14 protein-coding genes are annotated in these 15,847 nt (G+C 67.1%); 11 read left to right on the top strand and 3 right to left on the bottom strand.

What is annotated here, in order from left to right:
• Positions 1-8: 8 nt before the first annotated feature.
• From AC3B6A_RS22745 to AC3B6A_RS22710, 8 genes are all read left to right on the top strand, one after another.
• Entirely contained in the window at positions 9-584 is a 576-nt protein-coding gene (locus tag AC3B6A_RS22745; RefSeq protein WP_488399373.1) for a YceI family protein, read from the top strand.
• Positions 581-1,738 (top strand): phospholipase D-like domain-containing protein, encoded by a 1,158-nt coding sequence (locus tag AC3B6A_RS22740; RefSeq protein ID WP_488399372.1) that lies wholly within the window; start codon positions 581-583, stop codon positions 1,736-1,738. Before AC3B6A_RS22745 ends, AC3B6A_RS22740 begins: the two co-directional genes overlap by 4 nt.
• Positions 1,739-1,781: 43 nt before the next feature.
• Positions 1,782-3,071, top strand: a complete 1,290-nt coding sequence (locus tag AC3B6A_RS22735; RefSeq protein ID WP_488399371.1) for an acyltransferase family protein — start codon at positions 1,782-1,784, stop codon at positions 3,069-3,071.
• 305 nt (positions 3,072-3,376) lie between these two features.
• Positions 3,377-3,970 (top strand): GNAT family N-acetyltransferase, encoded by a 594-nt coding sequence (locus tag AC3B6A_RS22730; RefSeq protein ID WP_488399370.1) that lies wholly within the window; start codon positions 3,377-3,379, stop codon positions 3,968-3,970.
• Positions 3,970-4,860: a carbon-nitrogen hydrolase family protein gene (locus AC3B6A_RS22725; RefSeq protein ID WP_488399369.1), complete on the top strand. Its 891-nt coding sequence runs from the start codon at positions 3,970-3,972 to the stop codon at positions 4,858-4,860. Before AC3B6A_RS22730 ends, AC3B6A_RS22725 begins: the two co-directional genes overlap by 1 nt.
• A 118-nt stretch (positions 4,861-4,978) precedes the next feature.
• Positions 4,979-5,557, top strand: coding sequence for a DUF2846 domain-containing protein (locus tag AC3B6A_RS22720; RefSeq protein WP_488399368.1), 579 nt, complete (start codon positions 4,979-4,981; stop codon positions 5,555-5,557).
• Positions 5,558-5,671: 114 nt separating this feature from the next.
• The gene (locus AC3B6A_RS22715) at positions 5,672-6,253 is read left to right on the top strand and encodes a DJ-1/PfpI family protein (protein WP_488399367.1); all 582 of its coding nucleotides are present in this window, start codon (positions 5,672-5,674) and stop codon (positions 6,251-6,253) included.
• 33 nt (positions 6,254-6,286) lie between these two features.
• Positions 6,287-6,589 (top strand): ribbon-helix-helix domain-containing protein, encoded by a 303-nt coding sequence (locus AC3B6A_RS22710; RefSeq protein WP_488399366.1) that lies wholly within the window; start codon positions 6,287-6,289, stop codon positions 6,587-6,589.
• A gap of 616 nt (positions 6,590-7,205) precedes the next feature.
• On the opposite strand, the gene AC3B6A_RS22705 is transcribed toward AC3B6A_RS22710, so the two are convergent.
• Both AC3B6A_RS22705 and AC3B6A_RS22700 read right to left on the bottom strand, forming a co-directional pair.
• The gene (locus AC3B6A_RS22705) at positions 7,206-9,095 is read right to left on the bottom strand and encodes an acyltransferase family protein (protein ID WP_488399365.1); all 1,890 of its coding nucleotides are present in this window, start codon (positions 9,093-9,095) and stop codon (positions 7,206-7,208) included.
• A 125-nt stretch (positions 9,096-9,220) separates the two neighbouring features.
• The gene (locus tag AC3B6A_RS22700; RefSeq protein WP_488399364.1) at positions 9,221-10,744 is read right to left on the bottom strand and encodes a fumarate hydratase; all 1,524 of its coding nucleotides are present in this window, start codon (positions 10,742-10,744) and stop codon (positions 9,221-9,223) included.
• A gap of 255 nt (positions 10,745-10,999) precedes the next feature.
• On the opposite strand from AC3B6A_RS22700, the gene AC3B6A_RS22695 reads away from it, so the two are divergent.
• The 3 genes from AC3B6A_RS22695 to AC3B6A_RS22685 are packed head-to-tail and all read left to right on the top strand — an operon-like array spanning position 11,000 to position 13,865.
• Positions 11,000-12,118: a GGDEF domain-containing protein gene (locus AC3B6A_RS22695; RefSeq protein ID WP_488399363.1), complete on the top strand. Its 1,119-nt coding sequence runs from the start codon at positions 11,000-11,002 to the stop codon at positions 12,116-12,118.
• Entirely contained in the window at positions 12,111-13,049 is a 939-nt protein-coding gene (locus tag AC3B6A_RS22690) for an iron-sulfur-binding ferredoxin reductase (protein WP_488399362.1), read from the top strand. Before AC3B6A_RS22695 ends, AC3B6A_RS22690 begins: the two co-directional genes overlap by 8 nt.
• A 42-nt stretch (positions 13,050-13,091) precedes the next feature.
• Complete coding sequence (locus AC3B6A_RS22685; RefSeq protein WP_488399361.1) at positions 13,092-13,865, top strand: enoyl-CoA hydratase-related protein; 774 nt, start codon at positions 13,092-13,094, stop codon at positions 13,863-13,865.
• A gap of 527 nt (positions 13,866-14,392) precedes the next feature.
• Here AC3B6A_RS22685 and pyk read toward each other — a convergent pair.
• Positions 14,393-15,844 carry a pyruvate kinase gene (pyk, locus tag AC3B6A_RS22680; RefSeq protein ID WP_488399360.1) on the bottom strand — a complete coding sequence of 484 codons (1,452 nt, stop codon included), beginning with the start codon at positions 15,842-15,844 and terminating at the stop codon, positions 14,393-14,395.
• Positions 15,845-15,847 lie beyond the last annotated feature (3 nt).

The raw sequence follows: 15,847 nt of genomic DNA, 5'->3' as shown, positions 1-15,847 counted from the left end.
GGGATTCCATGCGCTCGCTGTTCGTCTTCCTCCTCGCCACCTGCTTCGCCGCGTCCGCCCAGGCGGCCTGGTACCTCGACTACGAGTCCTCGCGGCTGACCTTCGTCACCAGCAAGAACACCGATATCGCCGAGGTGAACCGCTTCCTGGTGATGCACGGCACGGTCGACGCGCAGGGGCAGGCGGAGCTGCGCGTCGAGCTGGATTCGGTGAACACCGGCATTCCGCTGCGCGACGAGCGGCTGCGCGAGACGCTGTTCGATACCGAGAAGTACCCGGAGGCGCGGATCACCGCGCGGCTGGACCTGCGGCCGATCAGCGACCTCGCCAGCGGCGTGCAGCTGGAGATGCGCCTGCCGCTGCGCCTGGAGCTGCACGGCCAGGCGAAGGACTACCGCAGCGATGTGCTGGTCACGCGCCTGGACGATCACCGTTTCCAGGTGGTGACCCTGGCGCCGCTGGTGATCGATGCCGCTGATTTCGGCCTGGCGCCGGGCGTGGCGCAGCTGCGCAAGCTGGCCGGGCTGAAGAGCATCGGCCTGTCGGTGCCGGTAGGCGCCGTGCTGATCTTCGTGTCGCGATGAGCGGACCGGTCTTTCCCTGGCGCAGCGGCAACCGCTTTGCCCTGTTCTGCGACGGCGAGCAGTTCTTTCCGCGCATGCTCGAAGCCATCGACGGCGCCCAGCACCAGGTCGAGCTGGAGCTCTACCTGGTGGAAAGCGGCAGCTGCGCCGAGGCCCTGCTGGACTGCCTGCTGGCCGCCCGCGCGCGCGGCGTGCGGGTGCGTTGCCTGTTCGATGCCTTCGGCAGCCTGAAGCTCTCCACCGCCTGGCGGCGCCAGCTGCTGGAGGCGGGCGGCGAGCTGCGCCATTACAACCCGCTGAGCTGGAAGGCCGGGCTGCGCAACCTGTACCGCGACCACCGCAAGCTGCTGCTGGTGGACGGACGCATCGCCTATGTCGGCGGCACGGGCGCCACCGACGAGTTCTGGTCGGCGCGGGACAACCGCAGCGACTGGCACGAGGTGATGGTGGAAATGACCGGCGGCATCGTCGCCGACTGGCTGCGACTGTTCGAGCGCCAGTGGCAGGCGACCTTCGGCGGCCGCGCCTGGAAGCCCCGCGAGGAGGTGCTGCTCAGCCGCCTGCCGCCGCGCCCCAGCGCCGGCCAGGGCATGGCGCGGGTGGCCTACGCCGACGCCAGCCAGCACCGCGACATCCTGCAGTCGCTGGTCCGCTCGCTGCTCGGCGCGCGCCAGCGCATCTGGCTGGCCACGCCGTATTTCCTGCCGAGCTGGAAGGTTCGCCGGGCGCTGCGCAAGGCCGCCCTGCGCGGCGTCGACGTGCGCCTGCTGCTCACCGGCCGGCTCACCGACCACGCGCCGGTGCGCTACGCCGGCCAGCGCTACTACCCGCGCCTGTTGCGCGCCGGCGTGCGGGTCTTCGAGTACCAGCCACGCTTCCTTCACCTGAAGATGGTACTGGTCGACGATTGGACCAGTGTCGGCTCCTGCAACTTCGATCATTGGAACCTTCGCTTCAATCTGGAGGCCAATGTAGAAGCGTTCGATCCGCAGTTCACTGCGGCGGTCGCCGAGTGTTTCGCCGCGGACTTCCAGCAGAGCCGCGAGATAGACCTCGGCAGCTGGCATGCCCGGCCCTGGTGGAAGCGCCTGCGCGAACGGCTGTGGGGCTCCCTGGACCGGCTGGTGGTGAACTTCCTCGACCGCCGGCGCTGACCGGTGGAACGCCCGAACCGATTTTTCGAATAGGAGAGCGGCGTTGAGTACGATTCAGAAGGAACGCTTCATCGGCCTGGAGTGGCTGCGCTTCCTGCTGGGCCTTTACGTGGTGGTCTACCACACCCTGCACAGCTACCCGGCGCAGCAGAAGTTCGCCGGCCTGGACGAGCTGACCAGCCTGGGCTTCTTCGCCACCAGCAGCTTCTTCGTGCTGTCGGGTTTCCTGCTCTGCCACGTCTACGTCAGCGACGGGCAACTGCGCGAAAGCCCGCGCAGCTTCTTCACCAAGCGGCTGTCCAACCTCTACCCGTTGCACATCTTCTCGATCCTGCTGACCATCGGCGTGCTGCTGGTGGTCAGCGGCCTGGGGATAGGCCCGGACATCGAGCAGGCCACGCCGCGCTTCGTCATCTACGACACCAACGAGGCGATCGGACGGCTCCAGCCGCAGCTGTTCCACCACTGGATGAGCGACCGCGAGCTGCTGTTCAACAGCATCCTGCAGCTCACCATGATGCAGGCGTGGAACCCGTACTACCTGACCTTCAACGCGCCGCTCTGGTCGCTGTCGACGCTGTTCTTCTTCTACCTCTGCTTCCCCTACGTCGCGCCACGGCTGGCGCGGGTGCAGCACAAGTGGCGCTGGCTGCTCATCCTCTGGCTGCTGTACCTGGTGCCGCCGCTGCTGGTGGTGGCCAGCCAGCAGTACGGCATGCCCTGGACCGGCCTGCTGCACCGCAACCCGCTGCTGCGCCTGCCGGAGTTCCTCGGCGGCATCCTCGCCTACGGCCTGTTCCGCCGGTACAAGGACGCCGGCCAGACGCCGGGCCGCTGGCTGGCGCTGGCCATGGGGGCGTTCGTGCTGGTGAATTTCCTGGTGGCGGACTACCTCTACACCCACGGCGCCAAGTTCTGGTACTTCCTGCTGCACAACGGCCTGCTGCTGCCGGCGCAGTTGCTGCTGGTGTACCTGAGCGCGCTGCCGCGCGACCCGCGCAGCAGCCTGGTCCGCCGCTGGTCGCCGCGCCTGGGGGCGGCGTCGCTGTCGCTGTTCGCCCTGCACGTGCCGCTGTTCACCCTGTTCTCGCGGACCGAGAAGCTGATCCGCGCGCCGGGCGATTGCCTGGCCGACTGGGACTTCTGCGTCGACGCCGCGACCCGCCAGCCGCTGTCGCTGTGGCTGTACCCGCTGTTCCTGTTGTTCATGGTGACGAGCTGCGTGCTGGTACAGGAGCGCTGCGTGGTGCCGGTGCGCAGATGGCTGGTGCGCCATTTGCTGCCGGCGCCGCCCTCGCCGCCGACGCGGCGGCGGGTGGCGACGCAGTCCTGAGCCATTGCAGCGCCGGCCTTGCCGGCGGATCGCGGACAAGGTCCGCTCCTACGGTACGGGCTGCGCTTGTGTAGGAGCGGATCTTGTCCGCGAATGGCGCCGTGCCGGGATACCGCGGACGAAGTCCGCGCCTACGGTGCGGGCTGCTCTCGTAGGAGCGGATTCATCCGCGATCGATGCCGCCGCGGAATATCGCGCAGAGCCCCGGCTCGGCCCAACTACGCTTGTCAGTCGTTGAGGTTGTAGTAAGTTGCCCCGTCGGCCATCACTTTGCCGTTAGCGGCATCCAGCGGACGAAAACGACCATGCCCACGGACATCCGCCTGCTCAGCGGCGAAGCCATCCGCCCCTTCATCGATGACCTGGCGCGCCTGCGGATCACCGTGTTGCGCGAATTTCCCTACCTCTACGATGGCAGCCCGGAGTACGAGGAGAGCTACCTCGACACCTATCTGCGCTCGGCCTGGAGCCTGTGTGTGCTGGTGCTCGACGGGGGCCGGGTGGTCGGCGCCGCCACCGGCCTGCCGTTGCAGGACGAGAGCGAGGCGTTCCAGCGGCCCTTCCTCGAACAGGGCTGGAACCCCGAGCGCATCTTCTACTTCGGCGAGTCGGTGCTGCTGCCGGCCTACCGCAACGCCGGCCTCGGCCTGCGCTTCTTCGAGGAACGCGAGCGCTTTGCGCGCGGGCTGCAGCGTTTCGACTGGTGCGCCTTCTGCGCGGTGCAGCGCCCGCCGGACCACCCGGCGCGTCCCGCCGGCTACCGGACGCTGGACGCATTCTGGCTGCACCGGGGCTTCAGTCCCTGCCCGCAACTGCATGCCCAATACCACTGGCGCGACGTCGGCGAACCGTTCGACAGCGCCAAGCCCATGTCCTTCTGGCTCAAGGAGCTGACCTGATGATCCGCATTGCCGCCTGCCAGTACGCCATCGAACTGCACGAAAGCTGGGACGCCTACGCGCGGCATCTCGAAGACCTCTGCGCCGGGGCGGCGGAGCAGGGCGCGCGCCTGCTGGTGCTGCCCGAATACGCCGGGCTGGTGCTCAGCGGCCTGTTGCCGGCGCAGCAGCGGGGCGACCTGCACGGCTCCATCGCCGGCCTGCAACCCTGGCTGCCGAAGTGGCTGGCGCTGTGCGGCTCCATCGCGCGGCGGATGAACCTCTACTTCGTTCCCGGCTCGGTGCCGATGCGCGACGCGGACGGCCTCTACCGCAACCGCGCCTGGCTGTTCGGCCCCAACGGCCTGCTCGGCACCCAGGACAAGCTGCTGATGACGCGCTTCGAGCGCGAGCAGTGGAACCTCGCCGGCGGCGAGGGCCTGCGCGTGTTCGACACCGAGTTCGGCCGGCTGGGCATCCTGATCTGCTACGACAACGAACTCCCGCTGCTGGCGCGCACCCTCGCCGAGCAGGAGGTGGACCTGATCCTCGCACCCAGCTGCACCGACACCGAGGCGGGCTATCACCGCGTGCGCATCGGCGCCCAGGCCCGCGCGCTGGAGAACCAGATCGCCGTGCTGCACGCGCCCACCGCGGGCCGCGCGCCCTGGTCGCCGGCGCTGGACCAGAACGTCGGCCGCGCCGGCCTCTACGTCCCGCCGGACTACGGCATGCCCGCCAACGGCGTGCTGGCGCTGAGCGAGGAACTGACGCCTGCGGAAAGCCGCTGGCTGGTGCATGACCTGGACCTGGAGAAAGTTCGCCGGGTCCGCCGCGAGGGGCAGGTGTTCACCCGCCGCGACTGGCCGGAGCAGTTCACCCCGGGACGGCTCAGGGTGCTGAGTCAGTAGCCGGCCCGGGCGGGGGCGATCTGCGCCCGACGGCGAACGCATCGACCCGGACTTTCGACGGGTGGCAAGGCGGGGCGCCGTGGTTATGCTCCGGGCATGACCACAAGAGGGACATTCCATGCTCCGACTGGCCCTGTGCGCCTTTCTCCTGCTGCTGGCCGGCTGCAGTTCGCCCGGCGCCTTCTTCGGTGCGCTGGACGGGCCGATGTTCAGCGCGCAGCCGGGCGATCCGCAGCATGCGACGGTGTACATCTACCGGCCGCAGAACCAGTGGTCCGACGAGGAGCTGGAAGCGCCGGGGCTGTTCCTCGATGGCGAGCTGATCGGCAGCCTGCCGAGCAACGGCTATTTCGCCATGGTCTTCGAGCCGGGCAGCTACCCGTTGCAGATGCGCCGGCCGCTGCTGGGCAGCTTCTGGACCTTCTTCGCCGGCGGCACCCTGGACTTCACCCTGATCTCCGGTTTCGCCCTGGAGGCGAAGGCCGGCGAGGTCTACTACCTGCGCTACGACGAAACCCACACGCCGCCCAGGTTCCAGCACAACGCCGGGGAGGGCGCCGGGCCGCTGAACCTGGTGGGCAACGAGCTCGGCTCGCGGGAGATTCCCGCCACCCGCCGGGTGCAGGAGCCGGTGAGGATCGCCGCCGGTGGCCGCAAAGCGCCCGAGCCCGGCCTCTTCGAGCGCATCGGCCTGTAGCCGGAGCTCGACGGCAGGACGTAGTAGCGGCCTATTACCCGCCGGTCGAGCGACTGGCTAAGCTCTCCCGCATGCCCGGCCACAATGGCCGGGACCTGCCGGGAGGGTTTGCAGATGGCCGCGAAGAAGATCCTGATGCTGGTCGGCGACTACGCCGAAGATTACGAAACCATGGTGCCGTTCCAGGCGCTGTCGATGGTCGGGCACAGCGTCCACGCCGTCTGCCCGGACAAGAAGGCCGGCCAGAGCGTGCGCACCGCCATCCACGATTTCGAGGGCGACCAGACCTACAGCGAGAAGCCTGGGCACAACTTCGCCCTCAACGCCGACTTCGCCAGCGTGCGCGCCGAGGATTACGACGCGCTGCTGATCCCCGGCGGCCGCGCCCCGGAATACCTGCGCCTGAACGCCAGGGTGATCGAGCTGGTGAAAGCCTTCGACGCGGCGCAGAAGCCCATCGCCGCCGTCTGCCACGGCGCCCAGCTGCTGGCCGCCGCCGGCGTGCTCAAGGGCCGCGCCTGCAGCGCCTACCCGGCCTGCGGCCCGGAGGTGACGCTGGCCGGCGGCGAGTACGTGGACATCCCGGTGGACGCCGCCCATGTCGACGGCAACCTGGTCACCGCCCCGGCGTGGCCGGCGCATCCGGCCTGGCTGGCGAAGTTCCTCGAAGTGCTGGGCACGAAGATCAGCCTGTAGACTGGCCGGTCATCGAAGCTGGAGAAACCGTCCATGTGCGAACTCTATGTGAAGGCCGACCCGATCCTCTACGAGTCGCGCTCCCGCTCGCTGCGCATCCGCGGCGTGGTCACCACGCTGCGCCTGGAGAACCAGTTCTGGGACATCCTGCGGGAGATCGCCGAGGTGGACGGCATGACCACCAACCAGCTGATCGCCAAGCTCTACGACGAGGTGATGGACTACCGCGGCGAGGTGGTGAACTTCGCCTCCTTCCTGCGGGTGAGCTGCACGCGCTTCCTCGCCCAGCGGCGGGACAGGGTGGCGGAGCTGAGCCTGGTGTCGCGCAGCGCCTGATCGGCTGGGCGGGCGATGCCCGCCTTCGCGGACAAGGTCCGCTCCTGCGGTCGGGGCCGGGGAGCTCGTCGTAGGATAGGTGGAGCCTGCGATACCCATCAGCGATGTTGCCGGCGGCATCGATGGGTATCGCTTCGCTCCACACCATCCTACGAACAGACTCTCCAGAAGGGTTCGGGTTGCCCGCTCCTGCCGCGCGTGGAGTGGAAACTGCTTTTCGTTTCCATGGCTGGTGTTATACCGGGCTCCGCTGGTGGAGCGGTGAAGCGTGATCCACCCTACACAGTGCTCCGTCCGTAGCCCGGATGAAATCCGGAAAGCCTTTACGGGGCGTGGAGATACCCAAGGCGAGGAGTGCTTCTTGACCAGAAGGCCTGTTCGACCCAGTCGTTCAGGTTGTAGCAGTTGGTCGCTCGGGCGATTTTTCTACAGTAGAAGTGGAAGAACACCGGCCACCAACCAGTGACTGGTTTTTAGACTCGATCTGGCCGAAGTGCGCCAGGTACGCGCCGAGGGGTAGGTGTTCACCTGGCGCGACTGGTGGAAGCAGGTTGGGCAGGTACCGTTGCTGGCGAACTGAGGCTCCTGCGTTCCGGGCATTCCTGGCCCAGCAGAGTCAAAAGTCCTTGAAGTAACCGGCCGCGATCTCACCGTAGCGACGTGCCCCGATTTCGTTCAGGTGATGGTTGTCGTGGTAGATCAGGGTGTTGTCGACGAAGGGGGCGGAGGCGAACAGCGGCTCTCCGGAAAGGTCGAGGAACCGTGCGGACGGATGGCGGGCGACGATGTCTGCGATGGTGCGGTTGGCTGCCTGCCATTGACTGTTGAGCTTACGGCTGACAGGCAGGTGTAGTTGCTCGAAGCGGTTCATGCGCAGCATGTCCGAGTCGAACATCGGCAGTTGAGCCATCACCAGCACCTTCTGCCCCTTGGCATCGGTGTCTTCGAGGAACCGCTCGAAGGCTTTCAGGAAGGCCGGGCTCTGGACCTGGTACTGCCACATGGCTGCGATCACGATCTTGTGCGCATCGCGGATAAAGGGCTTTGCGGCGGCGATCTGCGCCGTGCACTGGGGGCGGGCCCATTCGGGCAGGCGTTCGACGTCGAACCCTGGGATGGTCACGCAGCTGCTGCCAGTGATGATTCGGGCGGAAGAGTGGTTGGCCATGCCTACCTGATCGAAGAACAGATTCAATTGCGCGGCATGGCTGTCACCGAGGACCAGCAGCGTTTCGGTGCCGGTCCGGTCACCGTGGATGCAGTCGCCGACTATCTTGCCGTGGCAGATATCCGCATTCACGGCATAGCGGGTCTGTTCGATGGGAAGCGGCGCAACGATGGAGCGATTGAGCTTGCTGGAGGTGGCGATCAACGGAACTGCCACGATACCTAGTGCAAGGAACCGCACCAGAGTTGCGCGAAGGTTGCGAGTCGAACGGAACGGTCGCTCGATCCAGCGATAGGACAGGTAGGACAGGCCGAAGGTGAGCAGGGCGAACGCCAGGAGCTCGGCAGGCTCCAGCTCGTACCTGCCGGTGTAGTAGCGAATGCCCGCGAGGACCGGCCAGTGCCAGAGATAGAGCGAGTAGGAGAGGCCACCGATCCAGACCATAGGGCTGGTGGACAGGAAGCGGCTGACCGGACCGTGCCGCGAGGTGATCATCAGCGACGCGCCCAGGCAGGGCAGCAGCGCGATCCAGCCCGGGAAGGAGTGGGATTCGTCTATCCAGATCAGACTGCTGACCACGACTGCCAACCCGATCCAGGCCAGGAAGCTGGCCTGGCGTGACGAGACGATGGCGCTGGGCCTGAGCACCGCCAGACTTGAACCGACGAGAAACTCGGGGATGCGGGCCAGCAGGGAAAAGTAGGTCGCCTGGCGGTTGCCGGACTCGGCAAGGCGGTAACTTACATAGGCGGTCACCAACACCACCAGAGCAGGCATTAGCCACTTGTACAGGCGCGTCGGTAACAGGGCCAGGAACAGTGGCAGTATCAGATAGAACTGCATCTCCACGGCCAGGGACCAGGTGTGCAGCAGGGGAAGCTCATGGGCGCTGGGGGCGAAATAGTCGCCGAACCCGGCGAAATAATGATTGCTGTTGAAGTACAGCGCCGCGTTGAGGCTTTCCTTGAAGAAATTGAAATCGGTTGGGGTCAGTAGTGCCGACATCACGGCCGCCACCACCAGGAGCAGCACCAGATAGGCTGGGGCGATGCGCCTAAATCGGCCCAGGTAGAAGTCCTTGAAGCTGAAGCGCCCCTGTTCCCGTTGGCGCAGGATGATGGAAGTAATCAGGAAGCCGGAAATCACCAGGAAGATATCGACACCGATGAATCCGCCCGGGAGCCAGGCCTTGTTCGCATGGAAGATCATTACCGCCAGCACGGCTATGGCACGTAACCCCTGGATGTCACTGCGCATCGAGAGATCGGAAAGTGCCGATCGCGGGGCGCTCGCAAAGGCGGCGTCCTGGCGCACGGAAGGACCGACATGGGTGTTCATGCTGGGCAGATCATCCTCGGGCAGCGGGTACCTCAATGTATCTGGCGGTTTCAATGGGAATGTGGAACCGCCCGGCAAACGAAATGCCCGGCATTGTGCCGGGCATTTCTTCTTGCGTCAGCGGCTTACTGCACTTCCACCGCCAGGCTTTCGGCGATCTTCTTCTGCCAGATGGCCGGGCCGGTGATGTGCACCGACTCGCCCTGGGTGTCGACCGCAACGGTCACCGGCATGTCCTTCACGTCGAACTCGTAGATCGCTTCCATGCCCAGTTCGGCGAAGGCCAGGACCTTGGACTTCTTGATCGCCTGGGCGACCAGGTAGGCGGCGCCGCCCACGGCCATCAGGTACACGGCCTTGTTGTCCTTGATCGCGTCGATGGCGATCGGGCCGCGCTCGGACTTGCCGATCATGCCGAGCAGGCCAGTCTGCTCGAGGATCTGGCTGGTGAACTTGTCCATCCGGGTCGCGGTGGTCGGGCCGGCCGGGCCAACCACTTCGTCACGTACCGGATCGACCGGGCCGACGTAGTAGATGAAGCGGCCCTTGAGGTCCACCGGCAGTGCTTCGCCCTTGTTCAGCATGTCGACCATGCGCTTGTGCGCGGCGTCGCGGCCGGTGAGCATCTTGCCGTTGAGCAGGATGGTCTCGCCCGGCTTCCAGCTCTGCACTTCTTCCGGGGTGATCGTGTCCAGGTCGACGCGGCGCGCGCTCGGGCCGGCTTCCCAGACGATTTCCGGGTAGGCGTCCAGCGACGGCGCTTCCAGTTCGGCCGGGCCCGAGCCGTCGAGCACGAAGTGGGCGTGACGGGTGGCTGCGCAGTTGGGGATCATGCACACCGGCAGCGAGGCGGCGTGGGTCGGGTAGTCCATGATCTTGACGTCGAGCACGGTGGTCAGGCCGCCCAGGCCCTGGGCGCCGATGCCCAGCTGGTTGACCTTCTCGAACAGCTCCAGGCGCAGTTCCTCGATGCGGTTCTGCGGGCCGCGGGCCTTCAGCTCGTGGATGTCGATCTCGTCCATCAGGACTTCCTTCGCCATCACCGCGGCCTTCTCGGCGGTGCCGCCGATGCCGATGCCGAGCATGCCCGGCGGGCACCAGCCGGCGCCCATTTCCGGAACGGTCTTGAGCACCCAGTCGACGATGGAGTCGGACGGGTTGAGCATGGCCATCTTCGACTTGTTCTCGGAGCCGCCGCCCTTGGCCGCGACGTCGACCTCGACCTTGTCGCCGGGGACGATGGAGTAGTGGATCACCGCCGGGGTGTTGTCCTTGGTGTTCTTACGCGCGCCGGCCGGGTCGGCCAGGATGGAGGCGCGCAGGACGTTCTCCGGCAGGTTGTAGGCGCGACGCACGCCTTCGTTGATCATGTCGTCGACGCTCATGGTGGCGCCGTCCCAGCGCACGTCCATGCCGACGCGGACGAACACGGTGACGATGCCGGTGTCCTGGCAGATCGGGCGATGGCCGGTGGCGCACATGCGCGAGTTGATCAGGATCTGCGCCATCGAGTCCCGGGCGGCCGGCGACTCTTCACGCAGGTAGGCCTCATGCATGGCCTGGATGAAATCAACCGGGTGGTAGTAGGAGATGAACTGCAGGGCATCGGCGACGCTCTGGATCAGGTCGTCTTGCTTGATCACGGCCATGGAGCACGGTCCTCTTCAGGCAGGTAAGACAGGTCACGCGGGAATACAGGCGCCAGGCCTGCTGCATCGGGATTTCGCCGTCACGGCGGCGGCGAAAAAAGGCGCCGTAGTATAGCGCTGCGGCCGGTTGCCGCGCACGCGCCAGTGATCCGACCTTGGTCACAGAGGCCCTGACCGCCAGCATTCCGGTCGGCTAGGCACCCGGACGCTTTGGGAGTACAGTGGAGGCGAAGTGCCATTACGGGATGGAGCCCCATGAGCACACTGCTGAAGCAGCGCGCCTTACAAAAACTATTCATCAGGCGATTCGGCATGGCCGTCGGGACTTATGCACTGGCGCTGCTGTTGCTGTGGATGGCGGTATTTGGTGATTTCTTCCGTGGCACGCTCACCTTCGCCCTCGGCGCCACGCTCCTGGTCGCGGCGAGCCAGCTGGTGTTCTTCTGGCTGTTCCTCACCGGGCGCAACCAGCGCTTCGCCGACCCCAGCCTGACCGAGCCGCAGGTGCTGGTCGGGATCGCCTGGCACACCCTGTTCCTCGCCAACGTCGATACCGCACGGGGCACCCTGCTGGTGTTCTACGTGCTGATCCTGCTGTTTGCCGTGTTCGAGTTGCAGCCCAGGGTCTTCGCGCGTTGCGCGGCGCTGGCGTTCATCGCCTTCGCCGGGCTGAACCTGTGGGAAGCCTTCCAGCACCGCCTCGAGCTGCCCGCCCAGGCGGTCCTGCAACTGCTGGTGCTGTTCATCGTGCTGGGCTGGCTCAGCCTGTTCGCCGGCTACGTCCAGGCGCTGCGCCAGCGCATGCGCCAGCGCCGCTACGCGCTGCAGGCCCACCAGGACACGCTGCGCGGGATGATGCGCCAGCTGGAGGACCTGGTGGCCACCGACGAGCTGACCGGCCTGTTCAACCGCCGTCACTTCCTGCGCCTGGCCGGCCGCGCGCTGGAGAGCATGCATGAGCGCCAGCGCCACGGCCTGGCGCTGATCGATCTGGACCACTTCAAGCGCATCAACGATATCCACGGCCACGCCGCCGGCGACCGCGTGCTGCAGACCTTCGCCGCGGTGGCGCGGGCCTGCCTGCGCGAGGGCGACATCCTGGCGCGCTACGGCGGCGAGGAATTCGTCCTGCTGCTGCCCAATGCCGACGCCGACCGCCTGACCAGCTGCTGCGAACGCCTGCGCATGGCCTACGGCGATGCCGAACCGGTGGGCGTGAACATCGAAGCGCTGAGCCTGTCGGCGGGGATGACCCTGCTGGAGCCCGGCGACAACCTCGACGAAGCCTTGCAACGGGCCGACCAGGCGCTCTACCGTGCGAAACGCAGCGGACGTAACCGCTGCGATGCCGCATGGGAGTGGACGCGTGCCTGAGATACGGGCCGGAGCGCAACGCTGGACGGTGCCACCCGGAACCAACCTGCTCGATGCCCTGCGCGGGGCCGGCATCGCCGTGCCCTACAGTTGCCGCGCCGGCAGCTGCCACGCCTGCCTGGTGCGTTGCACCCGCGGCGAGGTGCTCGACGCGCAACCCGAGGCGCTGGACGCCGCGCGCCGTGACGAAGGCTGGCGGCTGTCGTGCCAGTGCCGGGTGATCGAAGACCTGGCGGTGGAAACCTTCGACCCGCAGCGCGACGGCCTGCCCGCCAGCGTCGCCGAACTGGACTGGCCGGCGGCGGACGTCCTGCGCCTGCGCCTGACCCCGCAACGCCCGCTGCGCTACCGCGCCGGGCAACACCTGATCCTCTGGAGCGCCGAAGGCGTGGCGCGGCCGTACTCCCTGGCCAGCGTGCCGGGCGTCGATCCCTGGCTGGAGTTCCACATCGACTGCCGCCTGCCCGGCGCCTTCAGCGACTTCGCCCGCCAACTGAAAGTGGGCGATAGCGTCCGCCTGGGTGAGCTGCGCGGCGGCGCCCTGCACTATGACCCCGAATGGCACGAGCGGCCGCTGCTGCTGATGGCCTCCGGCACCGGCCTGGCGCCGCTCTGGGGCGTGCTGCGCGAAGCGCTGCGGCAGCGGCATGCCGGGCCGATCCGCGTCATCCACCAGGCCCATGACCGCGCCGGCCACTACCTGGCCGAACCGCTGCGCGCGCTGGCCGCGGCGCATCCGGAGCTGGAGGTGACGCTGGTGAGCGCGGCCGAGTCGGCCGAGGTTTTGGCGCAACTCCGGCTTGTTTCGCGGCGGACCATCGCCTTACTCTGCGGCCATCCCGGCAGCGTCGACGTCTTCGCCCGCCGCCTCTACCTCTGCGGCGTGCCGCGCGGCCAGACCCTGGCCGACCCGTTCCTGCCCCACGCCTGACGCTGGCGCGCGGCGCCAACGTCCAATAAGAAAGGATTTGCCATGAGCGAACAGCTTCTCGTCGAGCGCGAACAGGGCCTGCTGACCCTGCGCCTGAACCGTCCGGACAAGATGAACGCGCTGACCCGCGCCATGTATTCCGCCCTGGCCGAGGGCCTGGAGGCGGCGGAGGCGGACCGTTCCGTGCGCGCGGTGCTGATCACCGGCGGCGCCGAATGCTTCACCAGTGGCAACGACATCGGCGACTTCCTGCAGGAACCGCCGAGCGGGCCGGACAGCCCGGTGTTCCGCTTCATGCGCGCGCTGATGGAGTGCAGCAAGCCGGTGGTCGCGGCGGTGGCCGGCCCGGCGGTGGGCATCGGCACCACCCTGCTGCTGCATTGCGACCAGGTCTTCGTCGCCCGGGGCAGCAAGCTGAAGATGCCCTTCGTCAACCTCGGCCTGTCCCCGGAGTTCGGCTCCAGCTTCCTGGTGCCGCGCCTGGTCGGCCCGGTGAAGGCCGCCAGCCTGCTGATGCGCGGCGAAGGTTTCAGCGGCGAGCAGGCGGTGGCCTTCGGCATCGCCAACGAAGCGCTGGCCGACGGCGCCGCCGCCATCGAGCGCGCCCGCGAGGTCTGCCGGTCCTTCCTGCAACTGCCGCCGGCGGCGGTGGCGCTGAGCAAGCGCCTGCTCAAGGCGCCCTACATCGAGGAACTGCGCCGGGTGGTGGCGGAGGAGGGACAACTCTTCGTCGAGCGCCTGCACTCGCCGGAGGCCCACGAGGCGCTGAGCGCCTTCACCCAGCGGCGCCAGCCGGATTTCTCGAAGTTCCTGTAAACGCCTGGCCCCGGTGAGGCTTTTGTAGGAGCGAGCATGCTCGCGAACCGCCTGGCACCTGCGCTGCCGGGGAATCTGTTCGCGAGCAAGCTCGCTCCTACAGGTTCCGGTTAGCGTCGGGCGGCTTTTTGCAGGGGGGTATCCGCGATTTCCAGCTTGCGGATCGCGGATGAATCCGCTCCTGACAAGAGCCCACTCCGGCGAACGATGGTGGGCTGGGTGAAGAGAGAAGACAGTCGCTTGGAGGTTGCCCACACAATCTGTGGAGTGCGCTGTGGATAAGCTCTGGGGCAACCCGGTGAACCCACGGCAGCCGTGGCCTGCAGGGGATTGGACGGTATTTGAGCGACACCCGGCAGGTTGCCCACAGTAGATGTGGAAGGCGTTGTGGATAAGCTTGGGGCCAAGGTGCCGAACCCGCACGGCGCCTGGCGTTCAACGCATTGGTTGCCCTTTGAGCAACCCGAAATGAAAAGGCCGCCCCGAGGGGCGGCCTTTCTCGCTCATAAAGAGCGTCTATTGCAGGATCAGACCAGCAGGTCGCCCACGTGCAGCACCTTCATGGTGTTGGTACCGCCCTGGGTGGTGTAGCTGTCGCCCTTGGTCAGGATCACCCAGTCGCCCTTGGTCACCACGCCACGCTGCAGCAGCGCGTCGACGGCTTCCTGGCTGACCCGCTCCGGCGGCAGCGCGGCCGGGTCGAAGGGGATGGTCTCCACGCCACGGAACAGCGCCACGCGGGCCTGGGTCTCGCGGTGCGGGGAGTAGGCGAAGATCGGCACCGAGGAGCGGATGCGCGACATGATCAGCGGGGTGAAGCCACTCTCGGTCAGGCAGATGATCGCCTTGATGCCCGGGAAGTGGTTGGCGGTGTACATGGCCGCCAGGGCGATGCTCTCGTCGCAGCGCTCGAAGGTCTGGCCCAGGCGGTGGCTGGACTTCTTGGTGGTCGGGTGCTTCTCGGCGCCGGTGCAGATGCGCGCCATGGCCTTGACCGCTTCCACCGGGTATTCGCCGGCGGCGGACTCGGCCGAGAGCATCACGGCGTCGGTGTAGTCGAGCACGGCGTTGGCCACGTCGGAGACTTCCGCGCGGGTCGGCATCGGGTTGTGGATCATCGACTCCATCATCTGGGTCGCGGTGATCACCGCTTTGTTGTAGCGGCGCGCGTGCTGGATGATCTTCTTCTGGATGCCCACCAGCTCGGCGTCGCCGATTTCCACGCCGAGGTCGCCACGGGCCACCATCACCGCGTCGCTGGCGCGGATCAGGCCGTCGAGGGCTTCGTCATCGGCCACGGCTTCGGCGCGTTCGATCTTGGCCACCAGCCAGGCGCTGCCGCCGGCTTCGGTGAGCAGGCTGCGGGCGTATTCCATGTCCTTGGCGTCACGCGGGAAGGACACGGCGACGTAGTCCAGGTCCATGCTCGCGGCGAGCTTGATGTCGGCCTTGTCCTTGTCGGTCAGGGCCGGCGCGGTGAGGCCGCCGCCACGGCGGTTGATGCCCTTGTGGTCGGACAGCGGGCCGCCGATCAGCACTTCGCAGACCAGTTCGTCGGCCTTCACTTCCTTCACCGCCATGACCACGCGGCCGTCGTCCAGCAGCAGTTCGTCGCCTACGCCGCAGTCCTTGACCAGGTCCGGGTAGTCGATGCCCACGACGTCCTGGGTGCCGACGTCACGCGGGTGGCTGGTGGAGAAGCGGAAGGTGTCGCCGACCGCCAGTTCGATGCGCTTGTTGGCGAATTTGGCGATGCGGATCTTCGGCCCTTGCAGGTCGCCGAGCAGCGCGACGAAGCGGCCGTGCTTGGCGGCCAGCTCGCGGACCAGCTTGGCGCGGGCGCGGTGTTCGTCGGGAGTACCGTGGGAGAAGTTCAGGCGGGCGACGTCGATCCCGGCGAGGATCAGCTGTTCCAGGACTTCGGGGGAATTGCTGGCTGGGCCGAGGGTGGCGACGATCTTGGTGCGGCGAAGGGACATGCG

The organism is Pseudomonas sp. B12(2026) (genome assembly GCF_057767015.1).
Note: the sequence above shows the minus strand (reverse complement) of the source record. Positions and strands in the feature narration are given on the sequence as shown.

Bases quoted from the DNA above. Each gene is read 5' to 3' on its own strand.
- AC3B6A_RS22745 (WP_488399373.1), top strand. From the start codon at position 9: ATGCGCTCGCTGTTCGTCTTCCTCCTCGCCACCTGCTTCGCCGCGTCC.
- AC3B6A_RS22740 (WP_488399372.1), top strand. From the start codon at position 581: ATGAGCGGACCGGTCTTTCCCTGGCGCAGCGGCAACCGCTTTGCCCTG.
- AC3B6A_RS22730 (WP_488399370.1), top strand. From the start codon at position 3,377: ATGCCCACGGACATCCGCCTGCTCAGCGGCGAAGCCATCCGCCCCTTC.
- AC3B6A_RS22725 (WP_488399369.1), top strand. From the start codon at position 3,970: ATGATCCGCATTGCCGCCTGCCAGTACGCCATCGAACTGCACGAAAGC.
- AC3B6A_RS22720 (WP_488399368.1), top strand. From the start codon at position 4,979: ATGCTCCGACTGGCCCTGTGCGCCTTTCTCCTGCTGCTGGCCGGCTGC.
- AC3B6A_RS22715 (WP_488399367.1), top strand. From the start codon at position 5,672: ATGGCCGCGAAGAAGATCCTGATGCTGGTCGGCGACTACGCCGAAGAT.
- AC3B6A_RS22710 (WP_488399366.1), top strand. From the start codon at position 6,287: ATGTGCGAACTCTATGTGAAGGCCGACCCGATCCTCTACGAGTCGCGC.
- AC3B6A_RS22705 (WP_488399365.1), bottom strand. From the start codon at position 9,095: ATGAACACCCATGTCGGTCCTTCCGTGCGCCAGGACGCCGCCTTTGCG.
- AC3B6A_RS22700 (WP_488399364.1), bottom strand. From the start codon at position 10,744: ATGGCCGTGATCAAGCAAGACGACCTGATCCAGAGCGTCGCCGATGCC.
- AC3B6A_RS22695 (WP_488399363.1), top strand. From the start codon at position 11,000: ATGAGCACACTGCTGAAGCAGCGCGCCTTACAAAAACTATTCATCAGG.
- AC3B6A_RS22685 (WP_488399361.1), top strand. From the start codon at position 13,092: ATGAGCGAACAGCTTCTCGTCGAGCGCGAACAGGGCCTGCTGACCCTG.
- pyk (WP_488399360.1), bottom strand. From the start codon at position 15,844: ATGTCCCTTCGCCGCACCAAGATCGTCGCCACCCTCGGCCCAGCCAGC.